Here is a 19,560-nt window from a genome sequence, read left to right on the forward strand (position 1 = left end):
CGAGGTGAAGGAGGACGCATATGCGTGTCGTAGTGGACCGTGACCGCTGTGAAGGCAATGCCGTGTGCGTGAGAATTGCGCCTGAGGTGTTCACACTCGACGATGACGATTACGCCGTGGTCACTGCCGACCCCGTCCCGGGCGGCCAGCAGGCGCTCGCCGAGGAAGCCATCGCCGAGTGCCCGCGCGCGGCCCTGTCGCGCAAAGATTAGGCGGCGCCAGGTCACATTCTGATGGAAAGTCCGACACCAACACTCCGTCGGTAATTCGAGTCGAGACCCGACCGTAGCCACCGTCGCCTGCCGAAACGGTGCCGGGCCTGAGGAGAAGCGGCCGACAAATTGAGCTGCAGACGACTGGTGGCGGACCCCTGTCCAGGGCGGCCCGCCCACCCTAGGTGGACCGATTAAAACCTGTGGATGGTTAGCAGCTCAGCGTCACGTATGCCGTCTTGTTCATTACAGTCGTGGCGATGTTCGGCCCAGACGTGCCAAGCACGTTTTCCGGCACACCGGAGTCGGACGCGAGTATGTTCGGCCCGGCGCCGACGAACACGCGTGTGCCACAACATCGAAAATTCGGCATCGTTTTCGGGCCTGAATGATGTTGCGGCATCCTGGTTGTCGGCGGGCGCCCGCTCAACTGGCGGGTTTCGACCGAGACTCCAGCTTGTTCAACAGCAGAACCGCCGCGCTCGTGCTGTCGAAACTCGACAAAGCCAGGCAGCGAGATTGTTCAGTGCGGGCAGGTCCCAGACCTACACCTCGCAGGACGATGGAAAGAGTCGATCGCTGCTGCCGGGGAGCCCATAGTCCCCCACCAAGTCGACGGCTGCAGGTAAAGCAACGAGAGCAGTCAACGAATATGTCAAAGGAGTACGAAGTGGTGGATTCGAATGAGCCCTGGGTTGGCTGGGCGGCAGTCACCGTGGGTGTGGGCGCGGCCGTAGCGGACTTCGCGGCGAGCTCTACGCAGGTGGCGTGACAACAGGCCCGAGTTAGTGGCGCGTGCGCAACACTGGATTGCCGCGACGTCACAGCAGCGTCCGAAGTATGCTGTCCCCCTCACTTTTGGCGAAAGAGATTGCCGTAGAGATGGTTTCGGCAACAACGTGCTATAGCCAGTTGCCCTCATTATGCAAATGTTCAATCAAAAAGGAGTCATTGATGTCTAGCCACTACACCGTTCCGAGTTTGTCCGACAAACAGGGAGCTGAGGTCGCCGCGATGCTGCAAACACAGCTGAGCCGATACAACGACTTGCACCTGACCCTCAAGCACGTGCACTGGAACGTTATCGGTCCGAACTTCATCGCGGTACACCAGATGATCGATCCCCAGGTGGCCCTTGTACGGGGCTACGCCGACGAAGTCGCCGAACGCATCGCGACGCTAGGCGGATCGCCGCGGGGCACTGCGGACGCGATCATGAACGAGCACGGCTGGACTGAGTACCCGCATGATCGAGACTGTGCCGACGTCCATCTGGCCGCGCTCGAGCGAGTCTACAGCGGGGTCATCGCCGAGACGCGCGAAAACGTCAAGCGCTTAGAGGATTTGGACGTCGTTACCCAAGATGTGCTGATCGGGCATGCGGCCGAGCTGGAGAAATTTCAGTGGTTCCTACGAGCTCACCTGGAAACCGCCGACGGCTTCATCAGTCGGTTAGCTCGGGGGGCCTAAACGGCCGCCGCAGAACGAAATTGCAAATGCACGGCGCGTGACTTGTTGCGAGCATTGACAAAGGATCCAGACCGATGACCCACGATGTCGAGAAACGATTTGACCGGCCCCCCACATTCCGAGCAGCCGCGCGGTATGCAGGGGCGTTCGTCGCAGTGGCCGCGGTGGCATTCGCCGTCTACGCATTCACCGCGCGGGAATCGGTGATCGCGGCCTCACTGATCCCGGCAATTCTGCTGGCCGGCGGGATCGGCGCATTCGTGAAGACCTACCGGGTGTGGAAACACCAGGGCGCGTGGCCGGCATGGCAGGGCGCCGGATGGTTCCTGCTCGTGCTGATGCTGGTCACTCTGTCAATCCCTGGTGCTGCGATGTACGCCGCGTAGAAGCAAGATCAACTCGCGTCCGCGCCCGAAGCGACATACAATCCTCGCCGATGCCGCCAGGCCACGATCTCGCGGCGTCGGCGCGCAAAGCGCGCACCTTCCGCCGCCGTATGATGGTCAACGCTATACCGAGGGATCGCGATACTGTTCGGCGCGGGGGTAGGCGGTTTCTGATGGCGCCGAGTTCGGGCACGCGTTCGCACTCGGCGAAGACGCCGTCACACTCGCACTGTCGACACAGGTGGTCCTCGGGGCACTGTCGTTTCCCGACGGCTGCTCGACACTGCGGCGCGCATGATCTGACGGCTGTTCGTAGGCCGGCTGCACAACACTGGCTCCGCGGTTTCAGCGCTCGTCCGCCAATAGCGTGGACAATGGGCGATCGCTGCGGGCCGATGCCGTGCCCTGAATGGCCTATCGTCGCGTTGTGAACGCACCGGACTCGCTAATGCTCGGCGTCGGCAGCCGTCGCAATCTGGCGCTGTCAGGGCCCGTTCAGGATTCACCAACCGGCGGCAGCGTGATTCCGTTTCGTATCCGCCGTGTATGTCACCACCGCAGCAGCGCAGCGACTCCGGCTGCGTCGGCCAGCTCGCCGGCGGCCGCGCCCTCGATAGGAGTGATCAATGCTGCGGTGTCGAGGGCGCGCTCGACCAGCCGTTCGGTCAACCGGGGTTCCGGTCGCGGCTGCTGGCTGCCGGGGCCGACCTCGTCACCGCCGTAGAGCGCGTCGTCGGCACCGACAGCTCCCGTGTACCGCACCTGTGGGTCATACACCAAGTGCGCGACCCTGCCGGCGTTCAAGGCGGCGGCCACTTCGGACAATCCCAGGGCTGCCATTCCCGCGCCTGCGGCGTCGCCGATTCGCGCCAGCAGCCGTTTTTCACGGTCCTTGTGTTCTTCGTGGACCTGCTCGGTGACCGCGTCGGCCAGAGCGGCGTCATCAAGGCCGTACAAGTTCCGGGGGTCAGCGATGATGTTGTCGCGCAGCGCTTGCGGGAACAATGAAATCATCGTTTCGGTCCACCGTTCGCCGCCGCTGACCAGGATTGAATCCCAGCCGAGCTTTTCGGCAAGTTCGACTGCACGCACGCTTACCCGTTCTAAGAATCGCTGTGTGCGTTGTCTTTCCCGAGATTGACGCTGTTCACGCATCGGCGTGTGGAACTGCCCCTTCGGGCCGCCACCGATTTGGCCAGCGCGCTCGTGCGGCGCCTGGACATATTGCTGCTGCAGCCGGTCGACCGTCGTCACCGAGCCGAGCCGCCACTCCAGCAGACGGGCCTCTTCGGCGGTGACGAGGACGACCCCGGCCGGGCTGCCTTCGTCGACGAGTTCCAGTAGCGGGTGGATGAACGGGCCGTCGTCTAACACCATCCGGGTGGGTACCGGCATCGCGCTCTCCAGTCGCACGGTCCAGTCAGCACCTAGCGCGGCGAAGGCGATGCGGCCTCGCCCAGATGCGATGGGGCTTGTCAGGATATCCAACTGCGGCCAGAGCCGCTCTAATTGGGCGGCGATCTCGTTGCTTCGATCGCCGCCACTGCCTTGGCTGATCCGGTGCTGCAGCTCGGCGAATCTGTTTCGAAGGTCGATTGCGGCGGCCCGCAGATTCGGGTCTTGATGAGGGTCAGCGTTTACGTAGACCGACAACACGCCGAGCGGGTCGGTGCGCCGGGAGAGGTCTCGCAGACCAATATCGTCAAGGCGGTCAATCATGACCATGATGTGTCACCTGTTTCTTTCATCGGTGTGTGTCGAGTCGCTAGCTGGATGCTCTGATCGGACACGTCGCACACGTTCGCGCGACTGCGTTGGTGTTTGGCCGGCCGCGGAGCCGACAGATCGCGTGACAATTTGTGTGTTCCAACATATTTGATCGCCCACAGGGGTTCACTCAAGGATTCACGCAGCTCGGTCGCCGTTATACGGCCCGGCTTTCGAGTGGGGCGCCCGCTGCGCGGGCGAAGCCGATGTGGGGTGTTTGTTCAATCTGCCCCGGGACGCCGGCTCGACTTTCAGCACCGTGACCGCGATCGGTGCTGTTCCGGGCAGGGTGCAGGTGCGGTGTTCACCGGGCCGTGCGCCGGCTACGGCGCGGCCTATCGGGGATCGCAACGGGTAGATCTTGTTGTCGTGGTCTCCGGCTCCATAGCCGCCGAGGACGAAGGTGTCGATGTGGCCGGAGTCGTCGTAGTAGACGGTGATCGCCATGTCGGGCGCGGCGATGCGGTCATCTGTCGAATCGTCCACGACGATCGCGTCGGTGAGTAGCGTTTCAATGGCACCGATGCGCGATTGCCGCGCTCGATAGTCGTCGCGATTTTCGTCGGTATCCATGTAGTCGTCGGGGACTTCGATGCCTGGACGGCCTCGCAGCGTCGCGAGTTCCTTCTTCAGGCGGATTCGGGCCTGTCGTGTCATTGAAATATGTTTCTTTATGGGCATTTCGGTATCTCGTTCTGCGTGGGTGCCGTGAGGACGGGTGCCCGTTGTTTGGGCTTGCGGCAGCTGTGTCAGCCGGCCGTCGTGTCGGCGGCTACGTTTGGCCACTGTCGGTCGTCGCGACCTTGAGGGTCTCGGCCATACTGCTGCTACCTCAATGGTCGTCGACATTGGCCCACGAACAGTTGCCTCTCGTCGACAATCATTGGCACGCCCGTTGTTGTGCTCCGACAACGCATATCGTGGCCGCTACGAGGTGAGGGCTCGGGGTTCGCCAACCGCCAACGAGCTGGTGAAATCCACCCGCGTGCTGTGTTCCCCATCATGTTCCCTTTCATGGCAGGTGGCCTGCCACCGACTCGTACTAAATCGCCGTGCACAAAGCGGTGGTTCTTCAGGAGCGCTGGGCCCTGGCCAGTGTTGACATCCTTTCCGACCCGGGTTGGCGTAAGGCCGTTCGGCCGGAATCAAGCCGCGCTCGGTATCTCGCGGGTTGGCTAACGCAGCGATCGGCGCAGCGGATCGAACGCCCGCAGGATCTCGGGTTGTTTGCCGGTGGTGATCTGTTCGGCCAACAACCGGCCGGTCACCGGGCCCTGCGCTAGCCCCCACATGCCGTGGCCACCAGCTACATACACGCCCCGGGAAATTTCACCAATTAGGGCGCGACCGTCCGGGGTGACCGGGCGCGGACCTACCCAGACGTCGCTGCGTTCCGCCCAGCGCACACCTTCAAGCAGGGGGCCGGCTGACGCGACGATGGCGCGCACCCGCTGCGGTATCACCGGTTCGTGCGGGTCGCGGAATTCCATGGTGCCCGAGACCCGCATGGCCCCTCGGTACGGCGTGCACGCCACCCGCACGTCCGGCAGATAGATGGGGGTGGGCATCGGGCGGTCCACTGGCACGGTGAACGAGTAGCCGCGACCGGCCTGCACCGGAACCGACACTCGATTACCGGCCAGCCGCGACAGCCACGCCCCGGTCGCGATCACGGCAGCATCGGCGGTCAGCGACGGCCCGCTGGATAATTGCACCTCTACGGAGTTGCCTGAGCTGAACACGCCTCTGACTTCCTCGGTGCGCAGCGTTGCGCCTCGCTCCTGTACGGCTTGGCCTAGGGCATGGACAAATCGGCCCGGATCGATGAATCGCTGGCCGTTGATGTTGAGTCCAGCGGTGATGCCCGGTGACGCTAACGGCACCTGTTCACGCAGCGCCGCCCCCGATAGTGCCGTGACATACATTGACTGCCCGGCATTTTGGAGCTGCCGCAGCTCCCCCATTATCTGTTCGGCGTCATCAATGGTGCGAAACAATGCGGTGATCGGGGTATCGGTGATGGGCGCATCGACACCGTTGGCGGTAAGCACGTCATAGGCTTCGATGGCCTCCTCGTTGAGTGGCACGTTGGCCTGCACCGCCTTATTCCACGATGATCTCCGACAGTTGGCGGCGAACTGAATCAAGAAGACCGCGAACGCTGAATCGGCGGTCAACGGGATGTGTAGCGGCGCGCTCGGGTTGCCGAGGGACCGCAGCGCATAGCGCAGCACGGCCGACGAGTTCAGCGGGATAGTCAAACTCGGCGCGATCCATAGCGTTCCCCCACGAGGCGCCGGCCGCCACGCCAGCGCGGTCCACCACGGTGACTTCGACACCACGTTCCTGCAAGAACCACGCCGTGGATAGCCCGACGATGCCTGCACCGACGACGATCGCCGACCGTGGCCCCCCATCAATGCGTTCGACGCGCAGCATCACAAATCCTCCGTAGTTTCACCTGGCCTGTCTAATTCCATGGTCGTGTGGATGACCGCCGCGACGCTTGCCCGAATTCGACAACCCCCCGAGAGGGCGTTGTCGCTAACCGACAATTCGAGCCGGGGACTAAGACCGTGCATAGGACCGAAATTAGGTGGCGAAGGTATTTCGCTGAAGACCAGAAACTGGGCCGACACGAAAATCTTCCTGTCAAAGAGTGTGCAAATAATGAGGCGAGTGGCATTTTATTTTTTCTCACGTATGGTAGATAGCAGTGGTTGCCACTTCGTATAAAGGAGCGACAATGGCTAATAAATCTGCAGGAAAAGACCTTCGGAAACCCGCGCTGTCCCTTAAAGAACGTCGGGCTATCAAGCGCGCCAGGGCGATAGAGGCGACACCGCCGCGTTCGCGTAAGCGCAAGGGTTGACGCTGACCCTGGAGTTTTTCGTGCGCCTTTGGAATGGCACGAAATCCTAGAAATACATGACCACGTGGGTGATCGACCGCCGCTCGTATCGAGTCGATTTAATCCGACTCGTGGCGATGGGCGGATTCGCGATCGGCAGTCAACAACACGCCCGCTGATCGTAATTTGCATTTCGAAACCGCGGCTTTCACGAGCCGGGCCCAGCGCTATTCGGTGTCGGTAGCTGCCAGTTCGATCATCATGGCCAGCCGCTTTCTCGCATCGCCTAAGGGCAGACTAGTGATCTCAGCCATCTTGCGCAGGCGATAACGCACGGTGTTTTCGTGTACCCCCAATTGTTTACCGGCCTCGGCTGGGTCGCCTTGAGCCTCCAGCCAGGCCTGCAGAGTAAGCACGTAGTCGGATGCGTTGGCGCGGTCATGGCGGCGTAGATCGGCCACCGGTCCCCGGTCCGGAGACCGACCTGAGCGCGCCGCCGTGCGCAACCGCTGCAGAAGGATTTCATCCCAGGATTCGTCGTAGGCAGGGGGCGTGACTCGAGAAGACACCTCGTGAAGCGCCAGACACTCATCGGCCTCCAGACGGGCGGCGGCGAGGTCGCCCACCTCGGCCGTACCGCTGATACCGGCCAACACCGTCGCCCCTTCGGGCAATGCCGCCCGCAAACCGGTGATCCATTGGCGCGCCAGCGACGATTGCTCACCGGGCAGCAACGTGTAGACGGTGTTGCCGGCCAAGGCGCTGCGGCCCGGCCGTGACCAACCAAATCCGGTGGTGGCACGCTCGAAAGCCAACAGCAAGGCGGCATCACGGTCTGATCCGATGAACGCCTGCAGGGCAATCACCCGTAATCGGCCATGCGCCAAACCCAGCCTGCTGGCTAGCGTGTCGCCATCAGCGGCGCCCTCCAGCAACCGGATCACCAGCTCGGATTCGACCTGTCGTTCAAGGTCGGCACTGGCGCGAGACCGCAACACGTGCAGGGCCACCGTGTGCGCGCCATCAGTCAGGGCGGTGCGCGCGGCGACATCCAGTGGTGCCGGGCACGCTACCCAGACCGAGCCGATGAGTTCTCGGCCCGAGCGCACCGCCACCACCATGCGCCCGGTCGACCCGAGTCCGGCGTCCTCGCCGACAAACAACGGCTCATCAGAAACCGCCAGGTGCGCAAAGACGCCACGGTCCTCGAAGAATTCACGCAACGGCTCTGGTGTCTGTCGTTCCAAGATCGTCGCCACCCGTGCCGAGTCAGCGTGCTGCTGCTGCCTCGAATACGCCAACACCCGCAACAGTCGATCATGGATAACGACCGCACCGCCGATGGCGTGCGCCAGGCTGTCGGCAAGTGCAAATAAATCGGTGGGGCCACGACCAGATTCTGTTTCGCGGCCCTCCAAAACCAGCCCATAGACCACGGCGGCCAAATCACTCCACGACACAGCCTCGTCGACCACCATCACCGCGCCGGCTTCGACGTCATCGTCGAACTTGGTCGGCTTCTCAGCACCGCGCATCAGCACCACGACCGCGCGCGCCGATGCCGCCCACCGCACCGCTTCCCTGACCGATCCAGCACCAATGGCCAGCAATACATCGCCCACCACAGCGCGGTGCTCGGCCGGTTCGTGGATCACCACGCTACTCAGCTCAGTGGACCTGGGCACCGACGACCAACGCAGACGCACGCCATAACCACCGAGCACGTTCACCAAGCGGTCCAGAGTGATCACGACCCGCTCCCATCCCGAACTGATAATCGTAACCACGGATCGGCCCCGCCGAACGACGAACGCTTCGCGATCGATCCTGGTTGAAATGTATGCGGTGCCCGAGGTCACGACGCGCTCGACGGCTCCTGACAGGTGATAGCCGGATAGCTAAACTATGCGCAATCCCCGGCTGATGGCTCAAGCAGTATCCGATCGTTGTTTGAAAATGACCGGGACCGATCAATGCGCATCGGTCGAATGACTCAGTGCCAAACTCATCGATGAGCCGGCGAGCGTCGCCGTGGCCGCGCACACATCGCCTCCGTCGCCGACCTTGTGGGCTGTTTGAAGCACCAGGGCGGACTGGGCCTCGGCCCGGATCAGCGTTGAGCGTGCCAAGACACCGTGCGTTACCGGCGGTTCGGCACGATCACGAACGATCCGTCTCGGGTGACCATGACCGCTGTCGAGATTCGACAAAGCACGGCGGCGTCGTTGTCTGGGCCGGGCAAGACCTGAGCCGCCAATCGCGACCACCATGAAAATGGACAAGCTATAGATGCGATTGGTGCAGGAGAGCTCATGGACAGCCATGATCGGCTACCGCGGTCAGCGGCCGCACCGGTACGCGTCGCGTTGGGGCCGTCGCCTATCGCCGAGAGCCGCGAACCCGCGTCTGCCACTGCGCCATCCCCGCCTGTGTCTACGCGCCAACGGCTCACGCCCCATTCAAGCTCGAACTCGACTCGCCAACAGAATATTTCGATGCTCGTCCCCCGCCCGCACGATCAACCAATCAGCATCCGGGCGACACCCGAAGAGGCCCTGGAGACATCCGGGGTTCGTCTACCACACTGGTCCATCTTCGGGCTGGTGAGCCGTAATCCTTTGGTATGGCGCAGCGATCGGATTGAGGCACTGGTATTGGCGCTCGCCATCACGGTGTCGCTGCTGGCCATACCGCTTGCCAGTGCGGTGTAAACCACCGTCGCTCCCTCATCGAGCTAATCGATTCACGACCAAAAACAAAGGGGAACTCACTTATGTCCGCACCCACCGTGTACTTCGCTCAACCACGCCGGTTGACGATCGCATATCCCCGCTTGCGATTGAAGCCCGCACACAGCTCTGCGGGTTTCGTACAGGGCGGGTGGTGGCCTCGAAGCGACCGACTGTACATCGAACTTCCGCTGCTGCTCGCAGCCTTACCGTCTCGGTCCGGTGTCATCGAGCGGGTGATCTACGACGAGAACAATTGGGCTCCCGCAGCATTGAGGCAGGAGTTTCAGGGACACAGCGTGATCCTTGAGCCCAGCACCACCTCGCCCAACTCACTGACCTTGAGCGGCAAGCGGTTCGGAACGCTCGTACTGCTGGTGGTGCCCCACGACACCGACCAGGCCACGGCCACCACTGCCGTGACGATGGCGGCCGACCCCGACAACGTCTCGAGCGCCGAGGATTTACTGCAGATCGCGAAACCGACGAGACGGCGGCGCCGCCGCGCACTAGTGACACAGCCGCGCTGCGGGTCCGACGACGCAGCAGTACCCCGTCGAGGACATAACCGCAGCGAATCTGCCATCGCATGAGAAATTCGACACGCTCAGTGACACTCATCGTCGGCGACCGCAGGCCGCGGATGCGTGCCAACAGTCCCTGCGTCACTCCGGTCAGACCAGCTATTCGGCCGCAGACATCGCCGGAACCGTCGTCACCGCACCCATGTCGCGTCGACGAGCTCGCTCATACACAGCACACCGCCGGCTGTCAGCTCGCCGACGGGTGCATCGTCGCAGTCAACGACGGGCAACGCCGCAAAACCTCCTCCGATTAGCCCGATTCGACGTCAAGAAATTTTCCACCTGGCTGGCCATTCGCGTGCACGCACTTGACGTCAACTCGCTGTCTGGGCGGTGCGGACGGCACCAATAAGTGCGTTTGTTCGATCCCGACAACGGCGCACTATCGCGTTGTCGGGTTCCAGCAAACCGATCGCCCGTCGTCCGCTCCACCATGGAGACAACAACGAAAGTTCAGATGTGGAGGTTTGGTAATGAGCGGCGGCGAGCGCATGGACGGCGGCCCCCGGTCGGCGATCGTGATCGGCGCGGGCATCGTCGGGCTGTCGACGGCATGGTTCCTACAAGAGCGCGGCGTCGACGTCACCGTCGTGGACCGCAGCGGCGTGGCAGCTGGCGCGTCTTGGGGCAACGCCGGCTGGATCTCACCGTCACTAGCCCTTCCGCTCAACGCGCCGGCGGGCTTGCGCGCTGGGCTGCGCTCGTTGGTCGATCCGTCCTCCCCGCTGCACATCCCGATGACCGCCGACACGGCGCTCGGGGCCTTCCTGATGCAGTTCGCCGCCAGTTGTCGCCATTCGTCGTGGAAACGCGCGGTGCGCGCCAACGTGCCGCTCAACGAGGAAGCCATCGAAGCCTTCGACGTGCTGGTCGCCAACGGCGTCGACGCACCGGTGACCGACGCCCCCATCACCGCGCTGTTTCGCAACACCGAACATGCCGAACGCATGCTGCGTGACCTTCGCCAACTCGAAAATGCCGGGCAGACACTGTCTGTCACCGGACTGGCGGGCGAGGCGCTACGCGAGCAAGCGCCGCTGGCGTCCCCAAAAATCACCGCCGCGCTCAACATCAACGGTCAGCGCTTCATCGATCCAGGCCGGTTCGTGCAGGCGCTGGGGCGAGCGGTCGTCGACAGGGGCGCAACGATGCGCACGCTGGAAGTCAGCGACGTGCTGTCCGCAAGCACCGGCGTCCAGGTATACCCGCGCAGCGGTAAGTGGCTGACCGCCGACGCCGCGGTGATCGCTACCGGCGCATGGCTGCCCCAGCTGGCAGACAACCGGATACGCGTGCCCGTGCAGGCCGGTCGCGGCTACTCGTTCACCGTGCCCGTGGACCGTCCCATTCCCGGGCCGATCTACCTACCCGACGTGCGGGTGGCGTGTACGCCCTACCACGGGGCACTGCGTGTCTCGGGAGCGATGGAATTCCGCGACCCGCACGAACCGGCGGTACCCGAGAGGGTTGGCGCACTCGTCGCCTCCGCCAGCCCACTGCTGGAAGGAGTACGGTGGGCCGAACGCAGCGACATCTGGGTCGGCCCCCGCCCAGTCACCCCCGACGGGCGGGCCTTGATCGGCGAAATCTCGCGAGACGTCTTTGTGGCCGGTGGCCACGGCATGTGGGGATTGGCACACGGGCCGATCACCGGTCGCCTGCTGGCCGAACAGATCACCACCGGCAAGCAACCCGAAGCCTTGCGCGCCTTCGACCCGCTGCGCAGAACCGGGCGCTAGACCTCCGCCACCCTCCTTAGTCCACACGCCCGTAAAACCCATCACGGGCGCCCCGGTCGTCAGGGGCGGAGCCCACGCCACCGACCGCCCCTGACGACACCCCGACTTCAAATAGAAGGACACCGCGAAAATGACTACAACCGAACGTCTTTGGATGACACCCCAGGCTCACAGTGAGCTGCAGGCAGAACTTGCCGCCCTGCGTTCACGTCCCAACATCGAAGTTCCTGAAGACTTTATGGACTACGACGACAACCTCGGCGCGAAGTACGCGGCACGACAAGCCCGCATCCGTCGAATTCAAGACTTGCTGGCCAATGCCGTGGTCGGTGAAGACCCGCCCGATGACGGTATCGCCGAACCGGGAATGGTTTTGACCGTCCGCTACGACGACACCGGCGAGATCGAAACCTTTTTGCTCGGCGTGCGCGGCGTCGACGCCGGCGACATCGACGTGTACTCAGTCCAATCGCCACTGGGCAGCGCGATCGCTGGCGCACTAGTTGGTGAACAGCGCACCTACTCCATCCCTAGCGGGGTTAACCTGCCCGTCACGCTGCTCAAGGCGGTGCCCTATGGAATGCGTACGCCCAAATCGTCAGGGGCACAATCTGCCTCACCGCAACGCATCAGCGGCCCTGCCCGACCCACCCGGGTAACAGCACAGGTCAACACGAAGTAACTGCAACTACGAACTTTAAAGGAACCGACATGACCAGTACGACACGCGTGTGGATCTCAGCGCAAGCGCACGAGCGCCTCCACCGCGAACTGGACACCCTGCGTTTTCTGTTCTCCGCCGGAATCGCCGACGACGGCACCGACGAGAATGCCACCGTAGTGCGACGTGCGTGGGAGCGGCGAATTCAACAGATACATGACCTCCTGATAAACGCCGCCGTCGGGGACGACCCACCCGACGACGGTTTGGCCGAACCGGGCATGGTGGTTACGATTCGCCGTCACGCTACCGGCGACACCGAAACGTTCCTACTCGGCGTTCACGACGCCGAATACCTAGACATGCCCGTCTATTCCATCGAATGCCCGTTGGGCGCCGCCATCGCGGGAGCACGCGCCGGTGAACGCCGCACCTTCGAACTGCCCAGTGGCAGCCCCCTGGCCGTCACCCTTCTCAAAGCGGTGCCCTACGGCCTCCACATTGCCGACGTGGACCAGCCCGCACAAAACGTCGAAGTTAAGCGCACAACAACGAAAGGCAGCACATGTTGACGATTACCGAGAACATAAGCGACACATCGACGCGTCGGCCAGCAATAGCGAGCTTGCGAATGCAGCTGAAACCCGCACACCGGTCGTGCGGCTTCGTTCAGGGCGCCTGGTGGCCTCGATCGAGCGAACTCGGGAACGAACTGCCTGCCCTGCTGGGGGCACTCTCGCTACGGTTCGGCGCGATCGACAGCGTGCTTTACCACGAAAATGACTGGTCACCAGCACCTTTGAGCACTACGCATCAAGGCGATCAAGTTATCCTCAGCGCCCACCAAGGCTGGCCGAACGTCATCTCGGTACTCGGACCCCGGTTCGGAAGGCTCGACCTGCTGGTCGTACCCCCGTACACCGAACCCACGCACGCCTACGACGTGGTGACCAAAGCGGTCAGCGTCAACGACACCTCGACACCCGACCAACTACTCGGTATCACACGCGGCAGTGATCATCGGCTGCTCTCTCCCACCGCGCTTGAAAGATGGGAAGCCGACGGAGGAGCAGTGCCACTTGCATCGCCAATACAACCTCAGATGCAGGACGCATGAGCACTTGACTACGCCCGAGGAACCTGTGGCGCGACGCCCCATCCGCAGGGCTCCCGGTCATGGACCATGACAAATTCTCGGAAGCGATGAGCGTGAACCCTCGACAGAGTTTGTCCGCCAACAACACTCGCTGTGGACCTGTGTTCCGACAATCACCGGAGGCATGACATGTCAGCAACCCGTCAGAGAATTTCCAGTACACGCCCCGTCGGCATGGCACGGCCAGCCGGCGGCGTCATTGATACGTCGGCTTTACGCCCCCTGCCCGCAACCAACAAGTACATCGCCAGCACTCACAGCCTCGCTCCTATCGCTATCCAGCGGTGGGAAGCCGAGGGAGGTGCGCTCGACCCTCCAGGCCACGCTTAGCACCACCAACACAACCGCCGAGCCACTCAGCTGTGACCTGGTCGCCCACAGCCGGCCCCGTCAGCCATATTTCAAACCACGCCGAAGGAACCACCCATGCCTAGTGCTGCTGCTTGCGCTACCCGGACCCGAGCGGTCGCAATACAATTAGCTTCTACCCTCGAAGGGGATTGCGACCAGGAGCTAACCCGGCTCGACCAGCGTGATGGCGGATTGATGACCGCGGGAGCTCCCGCCAAGTCCCACCAGATTTACCCGGAATGCGGATCGAGCGCCAGCAGACGCTTGACGTTACGCGAGTGTACTCCGACGTGACGCTCGACGACGTCATCGTCTCCGACGACGCACTGTTTGCATCAGGCGATGCGGCCCAGACTGAGATCGCACGGTCGTCTCACGTCAACGCAGTGTTGGCCTGCGCGGAACTTACCGGCGTCGGCAAGAAACTTCTAGAGATGACACTGGAGTATGCCGCCCAACGAGTGCAGTTCGGGCGACCCGTGGGCAGCTACCAGGCCGTTAAACACAAGTGCGCGGACATCCGCATGTGGGTGCAATCAGCCACCGCCGCAACGTATTACGCAGCGATGGCCATCGATGCACAGACATCCGATCATGCTCGGGCCGTCAGTGTTGCCAAGGTCTGTGCGTCCGACGCGATCACCCGTGTCGCTGGCGAGGCCCTGCAGCTACACGGCGGTGTCGGATTCACCTGGGAGCACGATCTACACCTCAATCTGCGCCGCGCACGTACCAACGCACTCCTCTATGGCGACGCCACACATCATCGGGAGTTGCTACTGCAATTCGTCTGTCCGCAGCCCGCCGATAATGACCAACTACGTCAATACGTAACTTCTGACGCGCGCCCGAGTAGTGCCTCTGTCCGCGGTACCAGCGAAAGGTACGGTACGGTTGCGCCCGACAAAGCACGTCGGGCGTCAAGTCGTTGAGCGGCCTATCGATCAGTTCACCCGTCTCGTCACGAACCGTGACGGACGGCTGCACCTCTGTGTTTGTGCATGGCATCAGTTCTCATCCATCGGCGGTAGTCATGCCTTCGAGAATGAGTCGCACAGTGCTATCCGCGCCAACCCCCAGATCGAATCGGGATGCAGCCGAGATCAAACCTCCACACGAAAGTCGAACGGTATAAACCTCTTTGGGTTGACCGCGTCAATAGTTTCTATTGACAGCGTCAACAGTTCTTTTGTTGCAAGATGCAACGGTTAAAAGGCCGCGGATGCAGCGGATTTCCATGTCACTCATCTGTAACTGCCTACACGACAGTATCTTTCACCTGCCGTGTTGGTTGCCAGTCGGCATCGTCTTGTCAGTCCTGATTTCGCGTTGCGCGGGTGTCCGCGCACCTGACCGACGTCTATCGGCGCGCCAGCCAGCACCGATTTCCGGCGCGACAACACGTGAGACGAGCCTGCGAAGCCTCGTCGCCATCTGCGCGCGTCGAGCGAACCGCGATTAGACATCACTGACAACGGAGCCCCAAAGCCAACCACCCGACGACCGAAACACAACTTACCTGCGGGAACCTCGAACACAGCGCTCAGTGGATTGGCAACCGCGTGTCTTCACACAGACACGGCGGATGCGCCATCGCTCCGCCGCCACCCGTGAGAATTTCGCACGTTCGGTGCGATGAACCTCCAACGACACGGCTTGTCTCACACTTCGCGACCAATTGGTCATTCGGTGGTCACTTTAGATGGGATTTGGTCATGAAGTATGAGAAATCACACCGGCAGTTTTCCTGCCAGCACGAGTGCCGCCTTAAGCCTTCGCCATGTTCGCGAAACGCGACAAATGTAGTTGGTGCGCAACGGTAATCGTCTTTGTCGGACCGCTGCGGTGCTTGGCGATGATCAAGTCGGCCTCGCCACCACGCGGGTCGTCGCGCTCGAACGCGTCGGGCCGGTGCAGCAGAATCACCATGTCCGCATCTTGCTCGATCGATCCCGATTCGCGTAGATCGGCCAGCATTGGCTTCTTGTCGGTGCGTTGTTCCGGACCACGGTTCAGCTGGCTCATCGCGACCACGGGAACTTCGAGCTCCTTGGCCAAAAGCTTGATCTGACGCGAGAATTCGGACACTTCCTGTTGACGCGACTCGACCTTTTTGCCTGACGTCATCAGCTGCAGGTAGTCGAGGACGATGAGCTTCAGGTCCGCCTTCTGCTTGAGCCGACGCGCTTTGGCCCTGATCTCCATCATCGTCAGGTTCGGTGAGTCGTCGATATACAGTGGCGCCTCGCTGATCTCGCTCATCCGTCGCGCGAGCCGAGTCCAGTCGTCGTCGTTCATCCGACCCAAGCGCATGTCTGCCAGCTTGATCTTCGCCTCGGCCGACAGCAGACGCATCACAATCTCGGATTTACTCATCTCCAGCGAGAAGATGACGCTCGCCATGTGGTGCTTGATGGAGCACGACCGCAAAAAATCGAGTCCAAGAGTCGAGTTGTGCGTCGGCACCATGGCGCGCCCTGCCAGATACATGTGGTCGTCGTTATCGACCTGGACACAGCGCACCGGAACGCTGTCCACGGGACGCACATCGACAATGAACCTTGAGTTCGACCGCGCGATTCCACGACCTGCTCGGCGTTCTTTGTGCAACAGGCTCTTTCGCGTCAGTCCAAAGACATCATCTTCGGTCGAGAAGTTGAGGATGTACGCGATCGACGTATCCGCACGGCGGCCGTTGACCGGCTTCCGGGAGGTTTGGCATCGATAGCCGAGGCTGACGATCAATTCCGCGACGTCGGCCGCCAGTCGGCGATCAGTGACACAGAACTGGACCGCGCCGCTCGCGGTGACGGTGCCGTCCGTGTCAAGTAATCCCGCCAACAGTGCTCGCCGCTGCGATTCCGACGCACGCAAGTACTCGATCGGTATGTGCTTATTGCCCAAAACGCCGACGGTGCGCAGCCGCGCTTGCAGCGTCCCTACCGCGTTGCGGCATTCCTGGCACAACCTCAATCCGCACGACGGCCCGCCGCAACGACCGCAGGTGGGCGCCGGTACCCGGTCCGACATAAACCGTGCGCGTCCTCCGCAGGTCCGGCCGCAGGTACGTACCTGGCTCGTCCGCGGAACGAACGGTGAACCGCAGACAACACAGTTGCGCGCGGCGACGTCCTCAAACTCGGGCAGGCGTAATTGATAGCGCAATTTTGCAGCCCTCGATTGGTGCGCGACGAAGCCCTCGGCCTCGATACGCATAATGACTTCCGCGTCTTCCGTGGTGATCTGGGCAGAGGCGGTCGTGCCGTCACCCAGCCACGCACCCAACGTGTATGGCGGGACGAGCAGATCACGTTCCGGAGCCTGCAACGGCGCAGCGTTGACGACTGAGTGGTTGAGCCTGCGATCGGCGGTCCGGCACCGCAGCGTCTGGGCGATCTCGCGCGTCGTGCGGACCTCGGCGAATGTGCGCTGATTCTTGGTGCGGTTGTACCCGACGGCGGCGGCTTGAGCTGACTTGCGTGACGTTCGCGTATCTGTGAGCCACTGGTGCTCGGCGTCGGCGACGATCACGGTTCCGTCCGAGAACTCGACCTCGAAGCAGGGCCGCCCGAACATCACCTCTGTTGCCGCGACCACCCGTGTCGGGTTTCCGTCGGCTCCGATCAGCTGATCGCCGACGGCGACCGCACCCATCGTCGTCCAGCCTGTCGGAGTCGGCAGCGGCGTATCGAGCTTGAGGGCCTTCCCCATACCAGGACGTGCCGCGATGACGACCATCTGCCCGGGATGCAGACCGTTGGTCAGATCGTCGAGTTCCACGAAGCCCGTCGGCACCCCGCGTGACATCCCGCCTTGCGAGGCGATCGCGTCGATCTCATCCATCGTCGGCTGCAGCAATTGCTCCAGCGGCACGAAGTCCTCTGAGGTATTGCGACCCTCGGTCACGTCGTAGATCTCGGCCTGCGCGCGGTCCACAATGTCCGCCACATCGGCACCATCGGCGCCGGCATAGCCGTACTGCACGACGCGCGTGCCCGCCTCCACGAGCCGACGCAGCAGTGCCTTCTCCGCGACGATGCCCGCGTAGAACCCCGCGTTCGCGGCCGTCGGCACCGTCGAGATGAGCGTGTGCAGATAAGGTGCTCCACCGATCCGGCGCAGTAACCCGCGGCGGTCGAGCTCCGCCGCGACCGTCACCGCGTCGGCCGGCTCACCACGGCCGTACAGGTCCAGGATCGCGTCATACACGTTCTGGTGCGCCGGCCGGTAGAAGTCACCCGGCCGCAGCTTCTCCAGCACGTCGGCGATCGCGTCCTTGCTCAGCAGCATGCCGCCCAGGACCGCCTGCTCGGCAGCGGCGTCCTGCGGAGGCTGGCGGCCGAATTCCTCACTGGATGGAGGGGTGTCCATGTCCGAATGGCCAAGGTCGTCCACGACAGCCACGGAGCTACACCTCCCCTGAACTAGGTCGAACTGACGTTCGATCAAACGCTACCGCGGCACAGTGACAAGCGTCGGACATCCGCCCCCAATCGGTCGCCCTGATGGACTCGCGACGGCCAACGCTAGACGTTGCTGGGAGCGATGCAAGTGCCCCCTGTTCATGGACCTGTGGATGGGCTGTGGATAGGTCTGGACAGCCATGTTGAGTCGTTGGGGAGAACCTGTGTATAACTTGCTTTTTTCAGCGCATCCGTGCAGATAGCCGCACCATAAACCGCATGGAATTCTGTGGATGGGAATTCGCACGGCGTGTCGCTATAGGTTGCGGTCTCGGGCGTGTTGTGTTTCCGATCGGGGCCATGCAGGTTAACAGCCGGTTAGCTTCGCTGTGACCTAAACACCTTGACGAGTTCGCCAGCACCTGCCTGCGCGCACAGCAATGGCCGGGTGAAGATCTATTCGATCCTCACCCGGCCGTATTTGCGCTGACGTTACTGTCCGGCGACGACGCTCAACGACACCGAGGCGTCGACCTCGGGATGTAGCCGCACCGTGATCGGATGCGTGCCGGTGGACTTGATGTGCGCCTTGGGCAACTGCACGGTGCGCTTGTCCAGATTCGGGCCGCCGGCCTTCTTGATGGCAGCGACCACGTCGGAGCCCGTGACCGAGCCGAACAGCTTGCCGCTGTCGCCGGCGGCCTTCACCGACAGCTCGACCGCGCCCAGACCCTCGAGTGCCGTCTTCAACTCGCGTGCGTGCTCGAGCCCTTGCACGGCCTTGGCCTCGCGGGCCCGGCGGATCTCCTCGGCCTGGCGCTCGGCGCCACGCGATGCCACGACGGCCATGCCGCGGGGCAGCAGGAAGTTGCGGCCGTAGCCGTCCTTGACCTCGACGATGTCACCGGAAGTACCCAGGTGCTCCACCTCGGTGGTGAGAATGAGTTTCATGTCTTGTTTCCCTCTGCCTATCGCGTCGAGGAGCTGAACGGCAGCAGCGCCACCTCGCGGGCGTTCTTCACCGCGATGGCGATGTCGCGTTGGTGCTGAACGCAGTTGCCTGTTACGCGGCGGGCACGGATCTTGCCGCGCTCGCTGATGTAGGTCCGCAGCAGTGCGGTGTCCTTGTAATCGATGATCTGGTTCTTGCCCTTCTTCGAGCAGAACACGCACTTGCGGGTCTTGACCGGCTTCTCGGGAGCCGGACGCCTCTTGGTCGAGGACTTGGCCATGTGTCTATCTCTTTCTGGA

Annotated in this window: 17 protein-coding genes and 1 pseudogene; 10 read left to right on the top strand and 8 right to left on the bottom strand. The window is 62.6% G+C overall.

Annotated features, from left to right (window positions below; translation table 11 throughout):
• The first annotated feature begins 20 nt into the window (after window positions 1-20).
• The 3 genes from G6N42_RS21310 (at window position 21) to G6N42_RS21320 (ending at window position 2,068) form a co-directional block, all read left to right on the top strand.
• Window positions 21-212: a ferredoxin gene (locus tag G6N42_RS21310; protein WP_163732460.1), complete on the top strand. Its 192-nt coding sequence runs from the start codon at window positions 21-23 to the stop codon at window positions 210-212.
• A 954-nt stretch (window positions 213-1,166) separates the two neighbouring features.
• Window positions 1,167-1,682 (top strand): Dps family protein, encoded by a 516-nt coding sequence (locus G6N42_RS21315; protein WP_163732463.1) that lies wholly within the window; start codon window positions 1,167-1,169, stop codon window positions 1,680-1,682.
• A 74-nt stretch (window positions 1,683-1,756) separates the two neighbouring features.
• Window positions 1,757-2,068, top strand: a complete 312-nt coding sequence (locus G6N42_RS21320; protein ID WP_163732465.1) for a hypothetical protein — start codon at window positions 1,757-1,759, stop codon at window positions 2,066-2,068.
• Between the two features lie 549 nt (window positions 2,069-2,617).
• Here the strand turns inward: G6N42_RS21320 and G6N42_RS21325 are convergent.
• The 5 genes and pseudogenes from G6N42_RS21325 to G6N42_RS21345 form a co-directional block, all read right to left on the bottom strand.
• On the bottom strand, window positions 2,618-3,793 hold the full coding sequence (locus G6N42_RS21325) for an MSMEG_1130 family ribosome hibernation factor (protein ID WP_163732468.1): 1,176 nt from the start codon (window positions 3,791-3,793) through the stop codon (window positions 2,618-2,620).
• A gap of 180 nt (window positions 3,794-3,973) precedes the next feature.
• Entirely contained in the window at window positions 3,974-4,492 is a 519-nt protein-coding gene (locus G6N42_RS21330) for a GreA/GreB family elongation factor (RefSeq protein WP_232076235.1), read from the bottom strand.
• A gap of 518 nt (window positions 4,493-5,010) precedes the next feature.
• Window positions 5,011-6,274 (bottom strand): annotated as a pseudogene (locus tag G6N42_RS21335) (NAD(P)/FAD-dependent oxidoreductase).
• Window positions 6,275-6,913: 639 nt separating this feature from the next.
• On the bottom strand, window positions 6,914-8,437 hold the full coding sequence (locus tag G6N42_RS21340; protein ID WP_163732474.1) for a PucR family transcriptional regulator: 1,524 nt from the start codon (window positions 8,435-8,437) through the stop codon (window positions 6,914-6,916).
• A 219-nt stretch (window positions 8,438-8,656) separates the two neighbouring features.
• The gene (locus tag G6N42_RS21345) at window positions 8,657-9,010 is read right to left on the bottom strand and encodes a hypothetical protein (protein ID WP_163732477.1); all 354 of its coding nucleotides are present in this window, start codon (window positions 9,008-9,010) and stop codon (window positions 8,657-8,659) included.
• A gap of 171 nt (window positions 9,011-9,181) precedes the next feature.
• On the opposite strand from G6N42_RS21345, the gene G6N42_RS21350 reads away from it, so the two are divergent.
• The 7 genes from G6N42_RS21350 to G6N42_RS21380 all read left to right on the top strand — a co-directional run bounded on the left by G6N42_RS21350 (window position 9,182) and on the right by G6N42_RS21380 (window position 14,838).
• Window positions 9,182-9,397 carry a hypothetical protein gene (locus G6N42_RS21350; protein ID WP_163732480.1) on the top strand — a complete coding sequence of 72 codons (216 nt, stop codon included), beginning with the start codon at window positions 9,182-9,184 and terminating at the stop codon, window positions 9,395-9,397.
• Between the two features lie 62 nt (window positions 9,398-9,459).
• Window positions 9,460-10,008 (top strand): DUF5994 family protein, encoded by a 549-nt coding sequence (locus G6N42_RS21355; protein WP_163732483.1) that lies wholly within the window; start codon window positions 9,460-9,462, stop codon window positions 10,006-10,008.
• A gap of 464 nt (window positions 10,009-10,472) precedes the next feature.
• Entirely contained in the window at window positions 10,473-11,738 is a 1,266-nt protein-coding gene (locus G6N42_RS21360; RefSeq protein ID WP_163732486.1) for an NAD(P)/FAD-dependent oxidoreductase, read from the top strand.
• Window positions 11,739-11,868: 130 nt separating this feature from the next.
• The gene (locus tag G6N42_RS21365) at window positions 11,869-12,420 is read left to right on the top strand and encodes a GreA/GreB family elongation factor (protein WP_163732489.1); all 552 of its coding nucleotides are present in this window, start codon (window positions 11,869-11,871) and stop codon (window positions 12,418-12,420) included.
• Between the two features lie 29 nt (window positions 12,421-12,449).
• Window positions 12,450-12,971, top strand: a complete 522-nt coding sequence (locus G6N42_RS21370; RefSeq protein ID WP_163732492.1) for a GreA/GreB family elongation factor — start codon at window positions 12,450-12,452, stop codon at window positions 12,969-12,971.
• A gap of 59 nt (window positions 12,972-13,030) precedes the next feature.
• Window positions 13,031-13,516, top strand: a complete 486-nt coding sequence (locus G6N42_RS21375) for a DUF5994 family protein (RefSeq protein ID WP_232076237.1) — start codon at window positions 13,031-13,033, stop codon at window positions 13,514-13,516.
• A 629-nt stretch (window positions 13,517-14,145) separates the two neighbouring features.
• Window positions 14,146-14,838 (top strand): acyl-CoA dehydrogenase family protein, encoded by a 693-nt coding sequence (locus tag G6N42_RS21380; RefSeq protein ID WP_163732499.1) that lies wholly within the window; start codon window positions 14,146-14,148, stop codon window positions 14,836-14,838.
• An 835-nt stretch (window positions 14,839-15,673) separates the two neighbouring features.
• Here G6N42_RS21380 and dnaB read toward each other — a convergent pair.
• From dnaB to rpsR, 3 genes are all read right to left on the bottom strand, one after another.
• Window positions 15,674-18,310, bottom strand: a complete 2,637-nt coding sequence (gene dnaB / locus G6N42_RS21385; RefSeq protein WP_163732502.1) for a replicative DNA helicase — start codon at window positions 18,308-18,310, stop codon at window positions 15,674-15,676.
• 491 nt (window positions 18,311-18,801) lie between these two features.
• On the bottom strand, window positions 18,802-19,260 hold the full coding sequence (rplI, locus tag G6N42_RS21390; RefSeq protein ID WP_163732504.1) for a 50S ribosomal protein L9: 459 nt from the start codon (window positions 19,258-19,260) through the stop codon (window positions 18,802-18,804).
• 17 nt (window positions 19,261-19,277) lie between these two features.
• Window positions 19,278-19,541: a 30S ribosomal protein S18 gene (gene rpsR, locus G6N42_RS21395; protein ID WP_014210198.1), complete on the bottom strand. Its 264-nt coding sequence runs from the start codon at window positions 19,539-19,541 to the stop codon at window positions 19,278-19,280.
• Between the last annotated feature and the right edge of the window lie 19 nt (window positions 19,542-19,560).

Source organism: Mycobacterium gallinarum, from assembly GCF_010726765.1.
Classification (GTDB): domain Bacteria; phylum Actinomycetota; class Actinomycetes; order Mycobacteriales; family Mycobacteriaceae; genus Mycobacterium; species Mycobacterium gallinarum.